Origin of the sequence: Streptomyces rimosus (genome assembly GCF_008704655.1) — a bacterium.
In the GTDB taxonomy this organism is placed as follows: Bacteria; Actinomycetota; Actinomycetes; order Streptomycetales; family Streptomycetaceae; genus Streptomyces; species Streptomyces rimosus.
Window position 1 is genome coordinate 8,360,416 of sequence record NZ_CP023688.1, and the last position, 18,520, is coordinate 8,378,935.

Annotated in this window: 13 protein-coding genes; 12 read left to right on the forward strand and 1 reads right to left on the reverse strand. The window is 73.2% G+C overall.

What is annotated here, in order from left to right; translation table 11 throughout:
* From CP984_RS36700 to CP984_RS36750, 11 genes are all read left to right on the forward strand, one after another.
* Entirely contained in the window at positions 1-1,032 is a 1,032-nt protein-coding gene (locus CP984_RS36700; RefSeq protein WP_003986988.1) for a MupA/Atu3671 family FMN-dependent luciferase-like monooxygenase, read from the forward strand.
* Positions 1,029-2,387 (forward strand): condensation domain-containing protein, encoded by a 1,359-nt coding sequence (locus CP984_RS36705; protein ID WP_030177761.1) that lies wholly within the window; start codon positions 1,029-1,031, stop codon positions 2,385-2,387. The genes CP984_RS36700 and CP984_RS36705 overlap by 4 nt, the downstream gene beginning before the upstream one ends.
* Positions 2,384-3,349, forward strand: coding sequence for a beta-ketoacyl-[acyl-carrier-protein] synthase family protein (locus CP984_RS36710; protein WP_030177760.1), 966 nt, complete (start codon positions 2,384-2,386; stop codon positions 3,347-3,349). Before CP984_RS36705 ends, CP984_RS36710 begins: the two co-directional genes overlap by 4 nt.
* Positions 3,346-4,257, forward strand: a complete 912-nt coding sequence (locus CP984_RS36715) for a beta-ketoacyl-[acyl-carrier-protein] synthase family protein (RefSeq protein WP_003983838.1) — start codon at positions 3,346-3,348, stop codon at positions 4,255-4,257. Before CP984_RS36710 ends, CP984_RS36715 begins: the two co-directional genes overlap by 4 nt.
* A gap of 4 nt (positions 4,258-4,261) precedes the next feature.
* Positions 4,262-4,522 carry an acyl carrier protein gene (locus CP984_RS36720; RefSeq protein ID WP_003983837.1) on the forward strand — a complete coding sequence of 87 codons (261 nt, stop codon included), beginning with the start codon at positions 4,262-4,264 and terminating at the stop codon, positions 4,520-4,522.
* Positions 4,519-5,850, forward strand: a complete 1,332-nt coding sequence (locus CP984_RS36725) for an MFS transporter (protein WP_003983836.1) — start codon at positions 4,519-4,521, stop codon at positions 5,848-5,850. Before CP984_RS36720 ends, CP984_RS36725 begins: the two co-directional genes overlap by 4 nt.
* On the forward strand, positions 5,847-8,939 hold the full coding sequence (locus tag CP984_RS36730; protein ID WP_003983834.1) for a non-ribosomal peptide synthetase: 3,093 nt from the start codon (positions 5,847-5,849) through the stop codon (positions 8,937-8,939). The genes CP984_RS36725 and CP984_RS36730 overlap by 4 nt, the downstream gene beginning before the upstream one ends.
* Entirely contained in the window at positions 8,936-9,268 is a 333-nt protein-coding gene (locus CP984_RS36735) for a chorismate mutase family protein (RefSeq protein WP_003983833.1), read from the forward strand. Before CP984_RS36730 ends, CP984_RS36735 begins: the two co-directional genes overlap by 4 nt.
* Positions 9,265-10,458, forward strand: coding sequence for a lactate 2-monooxygenase (locus tag CP984_RS36740; RefSeq protein WP_003983832.1), 1,194 nt, complete (start codon positions 9,265-9,267; stop codon positions 10,456-10,458). The genes CP984_RS36735 and CP984_RS36740 overlap by 4 nt, the downstream gene beginning before the upstream one ends.
* Positions 10,455-12,368 (forward strand): CocE/NonD family hydrolase, encoded by a 1,914-nt coding sequence (locus CP984_RS36745; protein ID WP_003983831.1) that lies wholly within the window; start codon positions 10,455-10,457, stop codon positions 12,366-12,368. Before CP984_RS36740 ends, CP984_RS36745 begins: the two co-directional genes overlap by 4 nt.
* Before the next feature lie 71 nt (positions 12,369-12,439).
* Entirely contained in the window at positions 12,440-13,402 is a 963-nt protein-coding gene (locus CP984_RS36750) for a GNAT family N-acetyltransferase (RefSeq protein WP_003983830.1), read from the forward strand.
* Here CP984_RS36750 and CP984_RS36755 read toward each other — a convergent pair.
* On the reverse strand, positions 13,380-14,597 hold the full coding sequence (locus CP984_RS36755; protein WP_043977289.1) for a TIGR04053 family radical SAM/SPASM domain-containing protein: 1,218 nt from the start codon (positions 14,595-14,597) through the stop codon (positions 13,380-13,382). The genes CP984_RS36750 and CP984_RS36755 overlap by 23 nt on opposite strands.
* Before the next feature lie 230 nt (positions 14,598-14,827).
* On the opposite strand from CP984_RS36755, the gene CP984_RS36760 reads away from it, so the two are divergent.
* Positions 14,828-18,520 carry a nitrate reductase subunit alpha gene (locus CP984_RS36760; protein WP_003983828.1) on the forward strand — a complete coding sequence of 1,231 codons (3,693 nt, stop codon included), beginning with the start codon at positions 14,828-14,830 and terminating at the stop codon, positions 18,518-18,520.

Consider the following 18,520-nt stretch of genomic DNA (forward strand, 5'->3'; position numbering starts at 1 on the left):
GTGGACTTCAGTCTGATCTTCTTCTCCGGGGACGAGAAGAACAAATACCGCTTCGTGCTCGACGCGGCCCGCTACGCGGACGAGAACGGCTTCACCGCCATCTGGACCCCGGAGCGGCACTTCCACCGTTTCGGCGGCCTCTACCCCAACCCCTCCGTCCTCGGCGCGGGCCTGGCGATGCACACCCAGCGCCTCCAGATCCGGGCCGGCAGCGTCATCCTCCCGCTGCACAGCCCGATCCGGGTCGCCGAGGAGTGGGCCGTCGTCGACAACCTCTCCCGCGGACGCGCCGGCATCGCCCTGGCCACCGGCTTCAGCCCGCTGGACTTCGCCATCCGGCCGGAGGGCTGGTCCGACCGCAGGCAGCGCACCTTCGACGCGGTGGGCACCATCCGCGAACTGTGGGAGGGCGCGCCGGTCTACGTCCAGGACGGCCTGGGCAACCACGTCGAGGTGGAGCTGCACCCGCAGCCCGTGCAGCCCGAACTGCCCATCTGGCTGACCTGCACCAAGAGCGTGGAGACGTTCGAGACGGCCGGACGGCTCGGCTGCAACGTGCTGACCGCGCTGATCGACATGACCAACGAGGAGCTGGAGGAGAAGCTCGCGGTCTACTACAAGACCCTGGAGGAGTACGGGCACGACCCGGACAGCACCACGGTCACGCTGATGCTGCACACCTTCATCGGCACCGACCTGGACGAGGTCAGGGAGACCGTCTGGCCGCCGTTCAGCGACTATCTGCGCTCCTTCTTCACCGTCATCGACTCGCAGAAGAAGAACCTGGCGCCGGGCGCCGGCGTCCGCGACATCTCGGCCGACGACCAGGACGAACTGATCAAGTTCGCCTTCGACAAGTACTTCGAGAAGGGTGCGCTGCTCGGCACCCCGGACTCCTGCGCCGCGGTGGTCGACCGCTTCCAGGGCATGGGCGTCAACGAGATCGCCTGCCTGATCGACTTCGGCGTCGACGAGGACCTCGTCGTGCAGAGCCTGAGCTACCTCAACGAACTCCGGAGGCGCTACGCATGACCGCCGCCCCCTGCCGGGCCGACCTCGTCGCCCGGCTCACCGGCCTCACCCCCGGCCAGCGTGCGCGCCTGCGCGGACGGATTCCCCAAGTGCTCGCCGAACAGCGGAGGCTGACCCCGGGGCAGCGCCGCCTCTGGCTGACCCAGCAGCGGCTGCCCGGCCACCCGGTGGACGTGGTCTGCCAGGCCGTGCACCTCACCGGCGGTCCGGTGGACCTCGACCTGCTCGCCGAGCGGGTACGCGGCTTCGCGGCCCGGCACGAGGCGCTGCGTACCACCTTCGAGGACGGCGGCTCGGGCCTCCGCCCGGTGGTGCACGAGGAACTGCCGCCCCTCCTGGCCCGTACCCGCTGCGCCGACGCCGACGCGGCACACCGGCTCGCCCGGGAACTGGCCGCCGAGCCGTTCGACCTGGCGGCCGGGCCCCTGCTGCGGGTCACCCTCGCCGAAGGGCCCGCGCCCGACGAGGCGTGGCTGCTGGTCGTGGTGCACAACCTCGTCTTCGACGCGTGGTCCTTCGAACTGCTGCTGGACGAACTGGCCCGGCCCGCCGACACCGAGCCCGCCGCCGCGCCCGCCTTCAGCGACTACGCCCGCGAGCTGCGCCAGTGGCTCGGCAGCCCGGCGGGCCAGGAAGCGGCCGCGTACTGGGCCGGTGAGGTGGCCGACGCGCCGCCGCCGCTGCCCACCGACCGGCCCCGCCCCGCCGACGGCACCTCGCGCAAGGGCGGCCGGGTGGACTTCACCGTGTCCCGGGCCGTCACCGAGGGAATCGCCGCGGCGGCACAGCACGAGGCGGCCACCGCGTACGCCGGATGGCTGGCCGTGGCCTGGGCCGCGCTGGCCGAGTTCGGCGGACGGCAGGACGTGCTGCTCGGCACGTTCACCGCGGGCCGGGACCGGCCCGGCACCGCCGAGGTGGCCGGCTACCTGCTCAATGTCCTGCCCGTACGGCTGCGGGACGCGGGCGACGGCTCGCACGCCGCCCGCGTCCGGGCCGTCCGCACGGCGACCCGGGCCGGACTCCGGCACGCCGCGTACCCGGGCGAACTGGTCGCCGCGGAGGTACGGCCCGCCCGGGTGCCGGGCGACCACCCCCTCCTCGACGCCGTCTTCGTCTTCGACAACCTCGGCGAGGGCGGCCGGGAGATCCAGGGCGCCCGCGCGGACACCGCCGACCTCGACAAGGGCACCGCCCGCTACGACCTGACACTGGCCGTCTACCCCGGACCGGACGGCACCGAGGGCTGGTTCGAGTACGACAGCGAGCTGTACGACGAGGCCACCGTGCGCCGCCTCGCCGAGCGGTTCACGGCCCTGGCCGGGGCGGCGGCCGGTGCGGGAGGCCGGGCATGACCACCGCACGGCTGTGTGCCCCCGCCTACGAGCTGGGCGAGTACGCCGACCCCGTCACCGAGCTGCCGGAACTGCTCGCGGACCCCGACACCGCGGCCCGGCTGACCGCCCCGGCCGCCGGGTTCGACACCTACCACTGGTCGGACGGGCAGGTGGTGGAGCTGATGGCCGCCGCGGCCCAGCGCACCCTGGGCGAGGCCGGGGTGCCGGGCGACGAGGTCGATCTCGTGCTGCTGGCCACCGACTCGCTGCCGCGCGACCGCACGGCCCACCGGGACGTGGCCGAACTGCTCCAGGACATCGGGCTGACCCGCGCCACCGCGAGCACGCTCGGCCTGATGGACTGCGCCACCGCCATGGCCGCCGTGGGCACCGCGGCCTCCCTGGTCCGGGACGGCAGCGCCCGCCATGTCCTGGTCGTCACCGGCGATCTGGCCGACCACGCCACCGGCGGCGAACGCGTCGTCGCGGGCGGCGCGGCCATCGCCAGCGACGCCGCCGCCACCGCCCTGGTATCGGCGACCGCGGCCGGACTGCCGGTGCTGGGCATGGCCCACCACGCCGCACCGGAGAGCCTTTCCGGGGAACCCGCGCGGCAGCAGCTGGCGGCCCGGATCGCCGCGCACCGCGAACTGTTCGCCCGGCTCGCGGAGCGGCACCCGGTCCGGCCCGAGGAGGTACGGGCCGTCCTGCCCAGCAACTTCGCGCGCAACGTCCTGGAGATCTACCTCTCCGACGTCGGCTACGGCGGCGACCGGCTCGCGCTGGGCAACGTCGGCCGGATCGGGCACTGCCTCGGCAGCGACCCGCTGATCAACCTCGCGGACCGGCTCGCGGAGACCAAGGCCGCCGGGGAGGACGCGGGCGGCCCGGAGGACCGCCTCGTGCTGCTCGGCGCGGGCATCTCCCACCTGGCGGCGGTGCTGCTGGGCGCGCGCCCGCTGCCGGCGGGGGCGGGATGAGTACGGCGGCGGCCCATGTGAACGGCCTCGGCGCGGAGTTGGGCGCGATACGCCGCAAGGTCGCCGAACTCCCCGAGTACGCGGGCGGACCACCGGACGCGGGCACCGGCTTCGCCGAGTACCGCGAGGCCGAGGGCGGCATCCTCGACCTCTTCGGCCCGGCCATGCGCGGCGCGCTGGATGCCTCCGGAACCGACCCGGCCACGGTGGACACGGTGCTGCTCGCGACCGAGTCGCTGCCCGCCGACGGCCCGGACAGGACCGCCCTCGCGGGCCTGCTGAGCGACCTCGGTTTGCGCCGCGCCTACCCGGTGATGCTGGGCCTGGCCGACTGCTCCACCGCCATCGCCGCCTTCGACATCGCGGCGTCCCTGGTGCGGTCGGGCGCGTCCGGCACGGTGCTGGTGGTCTCCGGGGACCTGGTGCGTACGGTGCTGCCGGGCGGCCGGGTGGTGCTGGGCGGCACGGCGGTCGCCGGGGACGGGGCCGCGGCGGCCGTCGTCTCCGGGCGGCGGTACGGCTGGGAAGTGCTCGGCGGGGCCCGCGGAATTGCTGCCGAGGCTGCCACGCCGGGCCATCGTATGTCTGCTCAACTGGCCATGTATCAAGGCTTGTTCGCCGACCTGTGGGAAGCGACGGGGCTGACGCCCCGCGACCTGGGGCCCGGTGCCGTGCTGCCCAGCAACCTCGCCCGGGACGCCCTGCGGACGTTCCTGGGCGAGGCCGGAATCGCCGACTCGCAGGTGTACCTGGACAACGTGCCGCGTATCGCGCACTGTCTGGGCAGCGACCCGCTGATCAATCTCGCCGACCGTACGGCCGGGGGCGGCGCACCGTCCCCCGTCGTACTGCTCGGCACCAGCGCGGTGCACGCCGCCGCCGTTCTACTACGTCCCGTGGAGGAATGAACACATGCCGACGGCAGAGGAGAGGACCGCCGGAATCTGGCGGGAGATCCTGGACCTGGACACCGGGACGCCCATCGGCCCGGAGGACGACTTCTTCGCCCTGGGCGGCACGTCCCTCCAGGCCATGTCCCTGGTGCAGCGGCTGCGCGAGGAGTTCGGCGCCCCGGTGGCGCTGAGCGCGCTGCTGGCGGACGCCTCGCTGCGGGCCGTCACCGCCGCGGTGACGGCGCACGGAGCCGGGCACGAGGAGACCGCCCGGCCGTGAAGATCCAGTCTGTGGCCGCCCTGCGGCAACTCCCGCCCCGCACCCGGGCGGTGATGGGCGCCAACCTGGTCAGTTCGGTGGGCACCGGACTGGTCCAGCCGTTCCTGGTCCTGTATCTGACCCGGGTGCGCGGGCTGCCCGTCGGCGCCGCCACCGCCGTCATCTCGGTGATCGCGGTGGCCTCGCTGCTCGGCGGGCCGCTGGCCGGACGGCTGGCCGACGGCCGCTCGCTGCGCGCCACGGCCGCCGCCGCGATGGCCCTCGCGGCCCTCGGCACGGCCTCGTTCGCGCTGGTCACCGGGGTGGGCGGCGCGGTGCTGGCCGGGTCGGCCTACGGACTGGCGTACGGCGCGATGCTCTCCGTCTGGAACACCGCCATCGGCCGGAGCGTGACGGGCGAGGCCCGGTCCACCGTGTTCGGGCTCCAGTTCGTCGGGCTCAACGCGGGGGTGGGGCTCGGCGGCCTGCTCGGCGGAATCTTCGCCTCGACGGCCGATCCGGGCCGCTTCCAATTGCTGTACGTCTGTGACGGCCTGTCGTTCCTGGCGGCCGGCGCCGTCCTCGTCCTCGCGGTGGGGCGGGGGCCGGAACGCCCGGACCCGGCAGCGGCAGAACCCGCCGCCGGGCCCCGCGGCTACGCCGTCGTCCTCCGGGACCGCGCGCTGCTCAAGGTGCTCGCCTTCACCGTCGCGCTGATGGTGGTGGGGTACGGGCAGCTGGAGTCCAGCATTCCCGGGCTGGTCGCGGTGCGCGGCATGGACGCGCGGATCATGGCGTGGGGCTTCGTGGCCAACACCTGCTGCATCGTGCTGATCCAGTTCGCGGCGGTCACCCGCATCTCCCGCTCCCGGCCCGCCGTCCTGCTCGCCGGGACCGCCGGAAGCTGGGCGGCCAGCTGGCTGCTGCTCCTGCTGGCCACCGTCAGCAGCAGCACCGCGGTACAGGCCGCGCTGGTGATCGGCGCGCTGGCGGTGTTCGCCGTGGGGGAGGCACTGCTGGCCGTGGCACTGCCCACCCTCGTCAACACGCTGGCGAGCGATCCGGTACGCGGCCGGTACAACGGCGCCTACTCCGCGGCCATGTCGGGGGGCCTGGTCCTGGGCCCGCTGCTCGGCGGCCGGCTGCTCACCGGCGGACAGCCGTGGCTGCTGGCCGTGGTGCTGGGCGCGGGGTGTGTGGCGTGCGTGGCCCTGGCGCCGCGGCTCGGGCGGCTGCACGGCCCGTCGGACAGCGCGCAGACGGCTGCGCCGGAGGCGCCGGACGACCGGCACACCAGTGATCCGTACGAGAACGAGCCGCAGCGGCTGGGTTCCGGGGGTGGACGATGACGGCCGTACACGAGATCTTCCGGCAGCGGGCGGCCGAGCGCCCGGACGCCACCGCCCTGCTCCACGGGGAGCGCACCGTGAGCTACCGGACGCTGGACCGCGCCTCGGACGCCTACGCGGCCGAACTCGCCGCGGCAGGAGTACGCGCCGCAGACATCGTGCCCGTCCTGATGCCCCGCTCCCCGCGCTACGTGGCAACCCTCCTGGCGATCCTCAAACTGGGCGCCGCCTACGCGGCCCTCGACCCCCGCTGGCCCGCGCCCCGGATCGCCGAACTGACGAGGCGGGCGGACGCCCCGCTGATCGCTGCCGCTCCGGGACACCAGGAGACCCCGCCCGTCCCGGTGTGGGTGCCCGGCACGGACATCGAGGAAGCCGCCGCCGGCGCCCAGCCCCTGCCGCCGGTGCCCGTACGGGAGACGGACACCTGCTGCGTCTTCTTCACCTCCGGCAGCACCGGCCGCCCCAAGGGCGTGCTCTCACCGCACGCCGGAACGGTACGGCTGTTCACGGCCGAACCGGCCTCCCGCTTCGCCGATCTCGGCCCCGACACGGTCTGGCCACAGGCCGCCCCGCTGCCCTGGGACGCCGCCTCCCTGGAACTGTGGGGAGCGCTGCTCAACGGGGGCACCTCCGTGCTCGTGGACGAGCCCTACCTGACGGCGGACGGGCTGCGCGACCTCGTACGCCGGGCGGGCGTGAACACGCTGTGGCTCACCGCCTCGCTGTTCCACCTGCTCGTGGAGGAGGACCCGGACTGCTTCCACGGGCTGCGGCAGCTCATGGCGGGCGGCGAACGTCTCTCGCCCGCCCACGTCCGCCGCTTCGTACGGGCGCACCCCCACATCACGCTGGTGAACGGCTACGGCCCCGTAGAGACGACGGTCTTCGCCACCGCCCACCGGATCACGCCCGCCGATGTCGCCGACGACCAGGCGCCGGGCACGCAGATCCCGGTGGGCCGCCCGGTCGGACGGACCGACGTGTTCGTCCTGGACGAGGAGTCGCGGCCGGTCCCGCCGGGCACCACCGGCGAGATCTGCGTCGCGGGCGCCGGACTGGCCGGCGGCTACCTCGCGGACCCGGAGCAGACCGCGCGCAGCTTCGTCGACCTTCCGCTGGACGGCACCGTACGCCGCGTCTACCGCACCGGCGACCTGGGCTTTTGCTCCGTCGACGGCACCCTGCACTACGCGGGCCGCCGCGACCGCCAGGTCAAGGTGCACGGACACCGCATCGAGCCGGGCGAAGTGGAAGCCGCGGCGGCCCGGGTGCCCGGAGTGCTCCGGTGCGCCGCCGTCCCGCTGATGGAGGACGGGCGGTGCGTGGGGCTGGCCGCCGCGTACACGGTGCGGGACGGCCGGGAGCCGGTGAGCGCGGAGACGGTGCGCCGCACGCTGGCCGAGCGGCTGCCGGAGTACCTGGTGCCCCGGGAACTGGCCGCCGTGGAGGCCTTCCCGCTGACCGACAACGGAAAGCTGGATACGGCCGCGCTGCTGGACCTGATCACCGCGCGCACGGAAGCGGCCCGGCGCCGGGCCGACGCGCCTGGGCTTTGTGACGTAGTGGACGGCTCGGCAGCAGCCCATGTCACCGCGGCCTTCGCCGAGATCCTGCGCCGGGACCCGGACGACGTGCCCCCCGACGCCTCGTTCTTCGAGCTGGGCGGCACCTCGCTGGACGGCGCCCGGCTGTGCGTCCGCATCGGCGGGCGCACCGGCGTCCCGGTACCGGCCTCCGTACTGATCGCGGGCCCGACCGTACGCGACCTGGCGGAGTGGATCGAGAAGCGGCAGGCGGAGCCGGGGGAGTCCACCCAGCCCGTGCTCACAGGCCCGCTGACGCTGCTCCCCGTCCAGACCGGCTTCCTGTACGAGCAGCAGCTCGACCCGTCCGACACCTCGGCGCACTGCGTCCTGCTGTGGCGGGTGACCGGCGCCTTCGACCCGGAGGCGTTCCGGGCCGCCGCGGACGACGTACACCGGCGGCACCAGTCGCTGCACGCCCGCTATGTCTTCGACCGCCGCCCGGTGGCACTCCTGGACGGCCCGGCCGCGCCGGTGGACGTACGGGTCCTCGATCCGGCCGGGGACGAGACGGCCGCGCTCACGGCCGTACACACCGAGCTGCACCGGCCGCTGGACATCGGCTCCGGAGCAAACTGGCGGTGCGTCATGGTGCCCTCGGCGGCCGGTGACCGCTGGTGGCTGGGCATCGTCGTACACCACATCGCCTTCGACGGCGGTTCCGCGCGGCCGCTGGCCGAGGACCTGTCGGCGGCCTACGCGGCCCGGCTGCGCGGCGAGGAGCCCAGGGCCCCGCGCCCCGCCCCGCTGGCGGCCGTCCTGGCGGGCCACCGCGCGCAGGTGAACGGACACACCGGCGAGGAGCAGCGCGCGTACTGGCGTGACGAACTGACCGGCGTGCCGCCGCTGGCCCTGCCGTCCCCCGAAAAGACACCCTCTGAAGGCGCGGCGCCCACTTTCACCCTCTCCGCCACCGAGTACGCGGCTCTGGAAGAGCGGGCCCGGCACCACGGCAGCACCCGCTTCGCGGTGCTGCTGGCGGTCTACGCCGAAGCCCTGGCCGCCGCGACCGGGCAGCACGACCTCGCGGTGGGCGCGCCCGTCGCCAAGCGCTACCACCCGGACACCGCCGACGCGGTCGGCTGCCTGATCGACGTGGTCTGCTTCCGGATGCGCCCGGCCGGTGACGGCACGGCGGACGCGCTGCCCCGCCTCCTGGAGAGCATCCACGCGGGTCTGGCCGCGCAGGACGTGCCGTTCGAGGAGGTGGTACGGCTGGCCGCCGACCCGGCACGGGACCGGACCCGGCATCCGCTCTTCCAGACGATGTTCGCGCTCCAGGAGGGGCCGCCGCAGCGCCTGGAGCTGGCGGGCTGCGGAACCGAGCCCGTACGGGAACCGGCACCGCGGGCCGTCCACGAGCTGGAGGTGGAGGTGTGGCCGGACGGCGCGGGCGGCGCCGAGGTGATCTTCGGGCACCGGCCGGACCAGGTGTCCACCGCGTTCGTGGCCCGGGTGGCCGCCGCGTACCACCGCCTCCTGCGGCAGCCGGACCGGCCGTGAACGGGCGGACCGACGCGGTGAACGGCGGCGTGGGCGGCCTCGACAGCCCGGCTCGCCACCGGTCCCGCATCCACGAACTGGACCGGGACATCGCCCGGCTCATCCGCCTGCGCACCGCCGAGGACCGCCGCCTCCAGGACGCGCGCCGCGCCGTCGGACACCCCCGTACGGACCTGGCCTGGGAGAACGCCGTACTGCGCGGCTACCAGGAGGCGCTGGGCCCGGCCGGCGCGCAACTGGCCCTGCTCCTGCTCGGACTGGGCCGCAGCACGCCCCCAAAGCCGGCCGCCGAACCGGAAGAACGGACGAAGGAGCACACCAGCACATGACAGCGCCCGAACGCGGCTACGCGGACTACCAGTACCAGATCTACGTGCGAGGGCTCCAGGACGCGGTCCCGCCCTTCACCACCGACCTCGGAGCTCTGGAGGACCAGGCCCGCGACCGCCTCGGCCCCAAGCCCTACTGGTACATCGCGGGCGCGGCCGGCACCGGCGCCACCGCGCGCGCCAACCGCGCCGCCTTCGACCGCCACCGCATCGTCCCGCGCATGCTGCGCGACGCCACCGCCCGCGACCAGCGCACCACCGTACTGGGCAGCGAACTGCCCGCCCCCGTCGTCCTCGCCCCGATCGGGGTGCAGTCCCAGGTCCACCCGGAAGGCGAGCTGGCCACCGCCCGCGCCGCCGCGGCCACCGGTGTGCCGATGGTGCTGAGCACCGCCGCCTCGCACACCATCGAGGAGGTCGCCGAGGCCAACGGCGACGGGCAGCGCTGGTTCCAGCTGTACTGGCCGCACGACGACGAGGTGACCGCCAGCATCCTCAAGCGGGCCCGCACGTCCGGCTACACGGCCCTGGTCGTCACCCTGGACACCTGGCAGCTCGCCTGGCGACCGCACGACCTCGACCAGGCGTATCTGCCGTTCCTGCGCGGCGACGGGGTGGCGATCCCGCTGTCCGACCCGGTCTTCCGCTCCCGGCTGGAGCGGCCGGTCGAGGAGGACCCGCAGGGCGCGGCCATGCAGTGGCTGCCGATCTTCAGCGGCAAGGCGCACACCTGGGACGAACTGGGCTTCCTGCGGGAGCACTGGGACGGCCCGATCGTCCTGAAGGGCATCGTGCACCCCGAGGACGCGCGCCGGGCGGTGCGGGCCGGGATGGACGGCATCGTGGTGTCCAACCACGGCGGCCGGCAGGTGGACGGGGCGGTCGCCGCCCTGGACGCGCTGGTCGACGTGGTGGCGGAGGTCGGCACCGAGACGGAGGTGCTCTTCGACTCCGGTATCCGCAGCGGCGCCGATGTGTTCAAGGCGCTGGCCCTGGGCGCGCGGGCGGTGCTGCTGGGGCGCCCGTACGTCTACGGGCTGGCCCTCGGCGGCGCCGCGGGCGTGGAGCACGTCGTACGCGGCCTGCTCGCGGACTTCGACCTGACGATGGGACTGTCCGGGTGCACCACGCTCGCGGACATCGGCCCGGACACGCTGCACGCGGGCGGCGGAGGGGAGGTGCGGCGGTGAAGCGGCGGGCACGGAAGGCCGGCTGGACGGCCTTGGCGCTCACCGGAGCCTGCGCGCTGGCGTTCCAGACCGCGCCTGCACCGGCGCAGGGCTCCGAGGACGGCGCCTGGCCGCCGGACACCGGCAAAGGCCCCTGCGCGGTGGGGAAGACCACCGATGCCGGGGCGCGCATGCGGGACGGCACCGTGCTGCGGGCGGACGTGTACCGGCCGCGCACCAAGGAGAAGGTGCCGGTCATCCTGATGCGTACCCAGTACGGCAAGGAGGCGGCCGAGGTCCAGCCCTCCAGCTACCAGTCCCCGGAGTGGTTCGCCTCGCACTGCTACCTCGTCGTGGTGCAGGACGTGCGCGGGCAGTACGCCTCGGGCGGCGACTTCTACGAGTTCGCCAACGAGGGCAAGGACGGCTACGACAGCGTGGAGTGGGCGGCCCGGCTGCCCGGCTCCAACGGCAGGGTCGGGATGTACGGCTCCTCCTATGTGGGCGCCACCCAGTGGCTCGCCGCCCAGGAGCGTCCGCCGCATCTGAAGACGATCGTGCCCGACAAGACCTCCGACGACTACTTCGACGGCTGGACCTACGAAGGCGGCGCCTTCCGGCTGAACTTCGTGATCCCGTGGGCGATGCGCAAGATCGTCCCGTCCGCCGCCGCCAACCGCCGCGACTGGGACACGTACCACCAGGTCAACCGCGATTACCAGGACGTGCAGAAGTGGCTGGGCACCGCCCCGTACAACCGCTTCGAGCCGTTCCATCCCGGTGACCCGAAGGTCGCCCCGTACTTCTTCGACTGGATCAAGCACCGTACGTACGACGACTACTGGCGCCGGTGGGCCCCGAAGGAGAACTACGGGAAGGTCGACATCCCGGTCCTCAACTATGCCGGGTGGTACGACGCCTTCCTGGACGGATCGGTCCGCAACTACCAGGGCATGGCCGAGCGCGGCGGCTCGGCCTCGGCCCGCGCGAACCAGCGGCTGGTCATCGGGCCGTGGGACCACACCGGCTGGGGCCGCCCGACCAGCACGCCGGCCCCGCTGCTCAAGCAGATCGGCCCGGTCGGCAACAGCCCCGTCAACGAGATGATGCTCGCCTGGTGGGACCACCACCTCAAGGGCAAGGACAACGGCGTCCGCAAGAACGGCGTCGACTACTTCGTCATGGGCGCGAACAAGTGGCGCACCGCGCCCTCCTGGCCGCTCCCGCAGACCCGCTGGACCGACTACTACCTCTCCAGCACCGGCCACGCGACGGGCAACACCCAGGACGGCACCCTGTCCACCACCCCGCCCGCCAGGAACACCCCCGCCGACCACTACACCTACGACCCGCGCAACCCGGTGCCCAGCGTCGGCGGACACTCCTGCTGCACGGCGGCCATCAGCACCCAGGGCCCCTACGACCAGCAGCAGATCGAACAGCGCCCCGACATCGCCGTCTACACCGGCGCCCCGCTCGCCAAGGACACCGAGGTCACCGGCCCCATCACGGTCACCCTCCACGCCAGGTCCTCGGCACCGGACACCGACTGGACCGCCAAGCTCATCGACGTCCACCCCGACGGCACCGCGGTGAACCTCAACAGCGGCATCGTCCGGGCCAGTTACCGCGAGTCGCCGGGCGAGCCGAAGCCGATCGTCCCCGGCACGGTGTACGAGTACAAGATCAAGGTGTGGCCGACCAGCAACCTCTTCAAGAAGGGCCACCGCATCCGGCTCGACATCTCCTCCAGCGACTACCCCCAGTACGATCCGAACCCGAACACCGGCAGCTGGCTGGGGGAGTCCACCGAGCGGCGCACCGCACAACAGACCGTGCTGCACGACGCGGCGCACCCCTCCAAGGTGACGCTCCCGGTGATCCCGGACGGCGGCCGGGACCAGGGCAGCGGCACCCCGCCACAGAAGTAGCGCCGGTGGGCCGACAGCACCCGACGAAACCGACACCGACACCGATCCCGAACTCGACCGAAAGGCAGGACATGCACGACGTACGCCGGGCCCGTACGACCGACCACACCACGCTCGTGGAGTGCGTACAGCGCTGGTGGGGCGACTCTCGCACCCCCGAACAGGCGCGGGAGCTCTCGCTGCTGCTGCCCCGGCTGTTCCTCCAGCACTTCGCCGGCACCAGTCTGGTGCTGGAGGACGAGACCGGGGTGCGGGCGTTCCTGGTGGGCTTCCACTCCGCCGACCGGCCGCACGAGGCGTACATCCACTTCGTCGGCGTGGACCCGGAACTGCGCAAGCAGGGCGTGGCCCGCCGCCTCTACACCGCCTTCTTCGAGCGCGCCGCGGCGGCCGGACGCACCGAGGTACGCGCCATCACCTCGCCGCAGAACACCGGCTCCATCGCCTTCCACCAGGCCATGGGCTTCGAACCGGAGCCGGGCGACCGGGAGGCGGACGGCGTGCCGGTGCACGGCGACTACGACGGCCCCGGCCAGGACCGGGTGGCCTTCCGCAAGAAGCTCGGCGCCCCGGAGGTCCGCACCCTGGAGCCCTTCACGACGCGCGCGGCGGTGCCGGAGGACTTCGACACCGTCGTCTCGGTGGTCGACGACTGGTGGGGCCGCCCCGCCTCCCGCGACCTGACCCGGGTGTTCGTGAACCACTTCCACGACACCAGCCTGATCGCCGAGCGCGACGGCGAACTGGCGGGCTTCGTCATCGGCTTCCTCTCTCCGTCCCGCCCGGACGAGGCGTACATCCACTTCACCGGGGTCAACCCGGCCTGGCGGCGCACCGGCCTGGGCCGCTTCCTGTACGAGCGGTTCTTCGCCATGGCGCGCGCGAACGGCCGCACCGTCGTCAAGGCGATCACCTCGCCGCAGAACGCCCGCTCCATCGCCTTCCACCAAGCGCTCGGCTTCACCCCGTCCGACCCGATCACCGACTACGACGGCCCCTCGCTGGACCGGGTCACCTTCCGCCGCGAGCTGTAGGCCCGGCCCCGCCCAGCAGTTCCGCCACTTCCCGCTGATACGGGAACGTCCCGGGCCGGTAGCCGCACCACGGCTCCTCCGCATACGGATCGCCGGTGACGGCGTGCGCCCGGGAACGCGACCCTCCGCACACCCGGCGGAATTCGCACCGGCCGCACCGGCCGCCCAGCCGGTCGGCATCGCGCAGGCCGGTGAACAGCTCCGACTCGCGGTAGATCTCCGTCAGCGGACGGGTGCGGACGTCGCCTGCCGCGAGGGGGAGGAAGCCGCTGGGGTGCACGGTGCCGGTGTGGGACACGAAGACGAAGCCGCGGCCCGCGTTGACGTCCAGGGGCGGGCGGCGGGTCCGGCGTCCGCCCTCGTACAGGCCCAGCTCTTGGCCGCGCTCGCGGAGTTGGCGGTACAGCGGCCCGAGCCGCAGTACCTCGACGTGGTCGGCGCCCTGCGCGGCCAGCACCGCGCGCTGGAGGGCGACGCGGCGGAAGTGGTGGGCCTCGGTGGTCTTGGCGGGGATCGAGAGGCCCACGTCGTGGACGAAGTTGAGGACATCCTCGGTCTCCGCGGGGCCGAGCGCGGCCAGGTCGCGGCCGCGTCCGGTGGGCACGAGGAAGAACGCGCTCCACAGCATGACGCCGTGCTCGCGGACCAGGGCCGCGATCTCCGGCAGGTCGTGCAGGTTGTGCTGGCTGACCGTGGTGTTGATCTGCACCTTCATGCCCAGGGCGCGGGCGGTGTCCCAGGCGTCCAGGGTCCACCGGAAGACGCCGGGCACGCCGCGGAACCCGTCGTGGAGCGCGGCGGTGGAGCCGTCCAGGCTCAGGGACAGGCCCACGGCCCCCACCTCGTGCACCGCCCGGAGGTTCGCCGCCGTCAGGGTGGGGGTTCCCGAGGGCGAGACGGCGACCCGTACCCCCGCTCGCGTGCCGTAAACGATCAGTTCCAGCAGATCCGGACGCTGGAACGGGTCGCCGCCGGTGATCACGAACAGGGGCGCGGGCCGCCCGAACGCGGCGATCTGGTCGATCAGGCCCTTGGCGGCCCGGGTGCCCAGCTCGCGCGGGTCGCGGCCGGGCACCGCGGTCGCCCGGCAGTGCACACAGGCCAGCGGGCAGGCGCGGGTCGATTCCCAGATGACGATGAACGGCTTGTCCGCCACGGCCTGGTGCTGCCGGCGGACCGCGCGGGCGCCGCTCACCGGGGGAGGGGCGGGAGCGGAGCGGGACGGGCGGGGTCGTGCATGGGCGGGTGCCTCCGGTTCGATCACCCCCAGCATGCGGCCGGGCCGACGCCCGCCGCCCGGGGCGTGCGGCCCCCGCGCAGGGTCGTTGGTCCCGGGTGGCCGAAAACATTCGAGGTCCTGTGGCCCTGCGCCGCGGGACGCTTCGCCCACCGTGACCCGTGAGGCAGCGACTTAGCGTTCGATTTATGGAGAACGAAACAATCAGCGGCCCGTCGGCCGCTGAGGGACGCGGCTGGCCGCTGGCCGGCCGGCGGCTGCTCAACCGCCGCGAGGTCAGCGAGGACGGGCGCGCCGTCTTCGGCACGGGGGACCCGCGGTGGGAGGGCTTCTACCGCGACCGCTGGTCCCACGACAAGGTCGTGCGCTCCACGCACGGGGTCAACTGCACCGGGTCCTGCTCCTGGATGGTCTACGTCAAGGACGGGATCATCACCTGGGAGCACCAGGCCACCGACTACCCGTCGATCGGTGCGGACTGCCCCGAGTACGAGCCGCGGGGCTGCCCGCGCGGCGCGTCGTTCTCCTGGTACACGTACTCGCCCAGCCGGGTCCGCTACCCGTACGTGCGCGGCACGCTGCTGAAGATGTGGCGGGAGGCGCGGCGCCGCCTCGGCGACCCGGTGGCCGCCTGGGCGGAGATCACCGGCGACCCGGCCAGGGCCCGCGCCTACAAGAAGGCGCGGGGCAAGGGCGGGCTGGTGCGCGCCGACTGGGACGAGGTGGCCGAGCTGGTCGCCGCCGCCCAGGTGCACACCGTCAAGACGTACGGTCCGGACCGGGTCGCCGGGTTCTCGCCCATCCCCGCCATGTCGATGGCGTCCTTCGCCGCGGGCGCCCGGTTCCACTCGCTGATCGGCGGCACCCTGCTGTCCTTCTACGACTGGTACGCGGACCTGCCCGTCGCCTCGCCGCAGGTCTTCGGCGACCAGACGGACGTGCCGGAGGCCGCCGACTGGTGGAACGCGGGCTATCTGATCATGTGGGGGTCCAACATCCCGGTCACCCGTACTCCGGACGCCCACTTCCTGACCGAGACCCGCTACAACGGCACCAAGGTCGTCGCCGTCAGCCCCGACTACGCCGACAACGTCAAGCACGCCGACGAGTGGCTGGCCCCGCACCCGGGCACGGACGGGGCCCTGGCGATGGCGATGGGCCACGTCATCCTGCGGGAGTTCCTGGTCGACCGCGCCACGCCGTACTTCGAGAATTATCTGCGCCGGTTCACCGACGCCCCGTTCCTGGTCACGCTGCGCGAGCGGGACGGCGTCCTGGTGCCGGACCGCTTCCTGACCGCCGCCGACCTCGGCGGGACCGACGAGCACGCGCGCTTCAAGACCGTCCTGGTGGACCGCCGCAGCGGCGAGCCGGTGATTCCCAACGGGTCGCTCGGCTTCCGCTGGGGAGAGGAGGGGAAGGGGCGCTGGAATCTGGAGCTGGGAGACACCGAGCCGGAGTTGAGCCTGCTGGAAGGGGCGGAGTCGACGGCCACCGTGGCGCTGCCGCGCTTCGACGAAGGCCCCACCGAGGGCGGCGGCGTGCTGGTGCGCGGCGTCCCGGTCCGCACGATCGGCGGCCGGCAGGTGACCACCGTCTTCGATCTGATGCTGGCCCAGTACGGCGTACGGCGCGCCGGGCTGCCCGGCACCTGGCCGGCCTCCTACGCGGACGCCTCCCAGCCGTACACCCCGGCCTGGCAGGAGACGGTCACCTCGGTCCCCGCCGCGCAGGCGGCCCGCATCGCCCGGGAGTTCGCCCGCAACGCGGAGCGCACCGAGGGACGCTCCATGATCGCCATGGGCGCGGGCACCAACCACTGGTTCCACTCCGACACCATCTACCGCGCCTTCCTGGCCCTGACCACCATGACCGGCTGCCAGGGCGTCAACGGCGGCGGCTGGGCCCACTACGTCGGCCAGGAGAAGGTCCGGCCCGTCACCGGACTCCAGCACCTCGCGTTCGCCTTCGACTGGCAGCGGCCCACCCGCCACATGGCGGGCACCTCCTACTGGTACCTGGCCACCGACCAGTGGCGCTACGAAGCCTTTGGCCCGGACGAGCTGGCCTCCCCGCTGGGCGAGGGCCGCTTCGCGGGCCGCGCCACCGCCGACTGCCTGGCCCAGGCCGTCCGTATGGGCTGGACCCCAGGCCACCCCGGCTTCAACCGCAACCCGCTGGACCTGGCCGACGAGGCGGCCGCCGCCGGCCGCCCCGTCGCCGAGCACATCGTGGAGGAGCTGGCCTCCGGCGCCCTGCGCTTCGCCGCCGAGGACCCGGACGACCCGGCCAACTTCCCGCGCGTACTGACCGTATGGCGGGCCAACCTGCTCGGCTCCTCCGGCAAGGGCAACGAGTACTTCCTGCGCCACCTGCTGGGCACGGATGCGGCGGTCCGCTCCGAGGAGACGCCGCCCGACAAGCGGCCCCGGGACGTCGTCTGGCACGAGGAGGCCCCCGAGGGAAAGCTCGACCTGCTGGTCTCCATGGACTTCCGGATGACCTCCACCGGCCTGTTCTCCGATGTCGTGCTGCCCGCCGCCACCTGGTACGAGAAGGACGACCTGTCCAGCACCGACATGCACCCCTTCGTGCACGCCTTCACCCCGGCCATCGCACCGCCCTGGCAGGCACGGACCGACTACGACACCTTCCTGACCATCGCCGACCGCTTCAGCGAACTGGCCGCCGACCACCTGGGCACCCGCACCGATGTGCTGGCCGTGCCCCTCCAGCACGACACCCCCGACGAACTGGCCCAGCCCGGCGGCATCGTCGCCGACTGGAAGGCCGGCGAGTGCGCGCCCGTTCCCGGGCGCACCATGCCCAAGCTGGTGACCGTCGAGCGGGACTACGCGGCGGTGGCGGACAAGATGCGCGCCGTCGGCCCGCTCCTCGACCGGCTCGGTACCACCACGAAGGGCGTCACCGTCCACCCGGACCAGGAGCTGGAGCAGCTGCGGCGCACCAACGGGGTCCGGCGCGGCGGCGCGGCGGACGGACGGCCGTCCCTGGCCACCGCCTCGGACATGTGCGAGGCGATCCTCGCCCTGTCCGGCACCACCAACGGGCGCCTGGCCACCGAGGGGTTCAAGGCGCTGGAGAAGCGGACCGGCACCGGCCTGGTGCACCTGGCCGCCGAGCGGGAGGCGGAGCGGATCACCTTCGCCGACACCCGCGTCCAGCCCCGCTCGGTGATCACTTCCTACGAGTGGTCCGGCAGCGAGACCGGCGGCCGCCGCTACTCCCCGTTCGTCATCAACGTCGAGCACCGCAAGCCCTGGCACACCCTCACCGGCCGCCAGCACTTCTTCGTCGACCACGACTGGATGGCCGAGCTGGGCGAGCAACTGCCCGTCTATCGGCCTCCGTTGAACACCGCCCGGCACTACGGCGACGAGCGCCTGGGCGAGGACGGCCGTGCCGAGGTGACGGTCCGCTACCTCACCCCGCACTCCAAGTGGTCCATCCACTCGGAGTACCAGGACAACGCCTACATGCTCGCCCTGTCCCGGGGCGGCCCGGTGATCTGGATGAGCACCGCCGACGCCGAGAAGATCGGCGTGAAGGACAACGAGTGGATCGAGGCGTACAACCGCAACGGCGTCGTCGCCGCCCGCGCGGTGGTCACCCACCGGATGCCCGAGGGCACCGTGTACATGTACCACGCCAAGGACCGCACGGTGAACGTGCCGAAGACGGAGGTCAGCGGCAGGCGCGGCGGTATGCACAACTCCCTGACCCGGCTGCTGATCAAGCCCTCGCACCTGGCCGGCGGCTACGCCCAGTTCACCTACGCCTTCAACTACTACGGACCCACCGGCAACCAGCGCGACGAGGTCACCGTGATCCGCCGCCGCGGCCAGGATGTGGAGTACTGA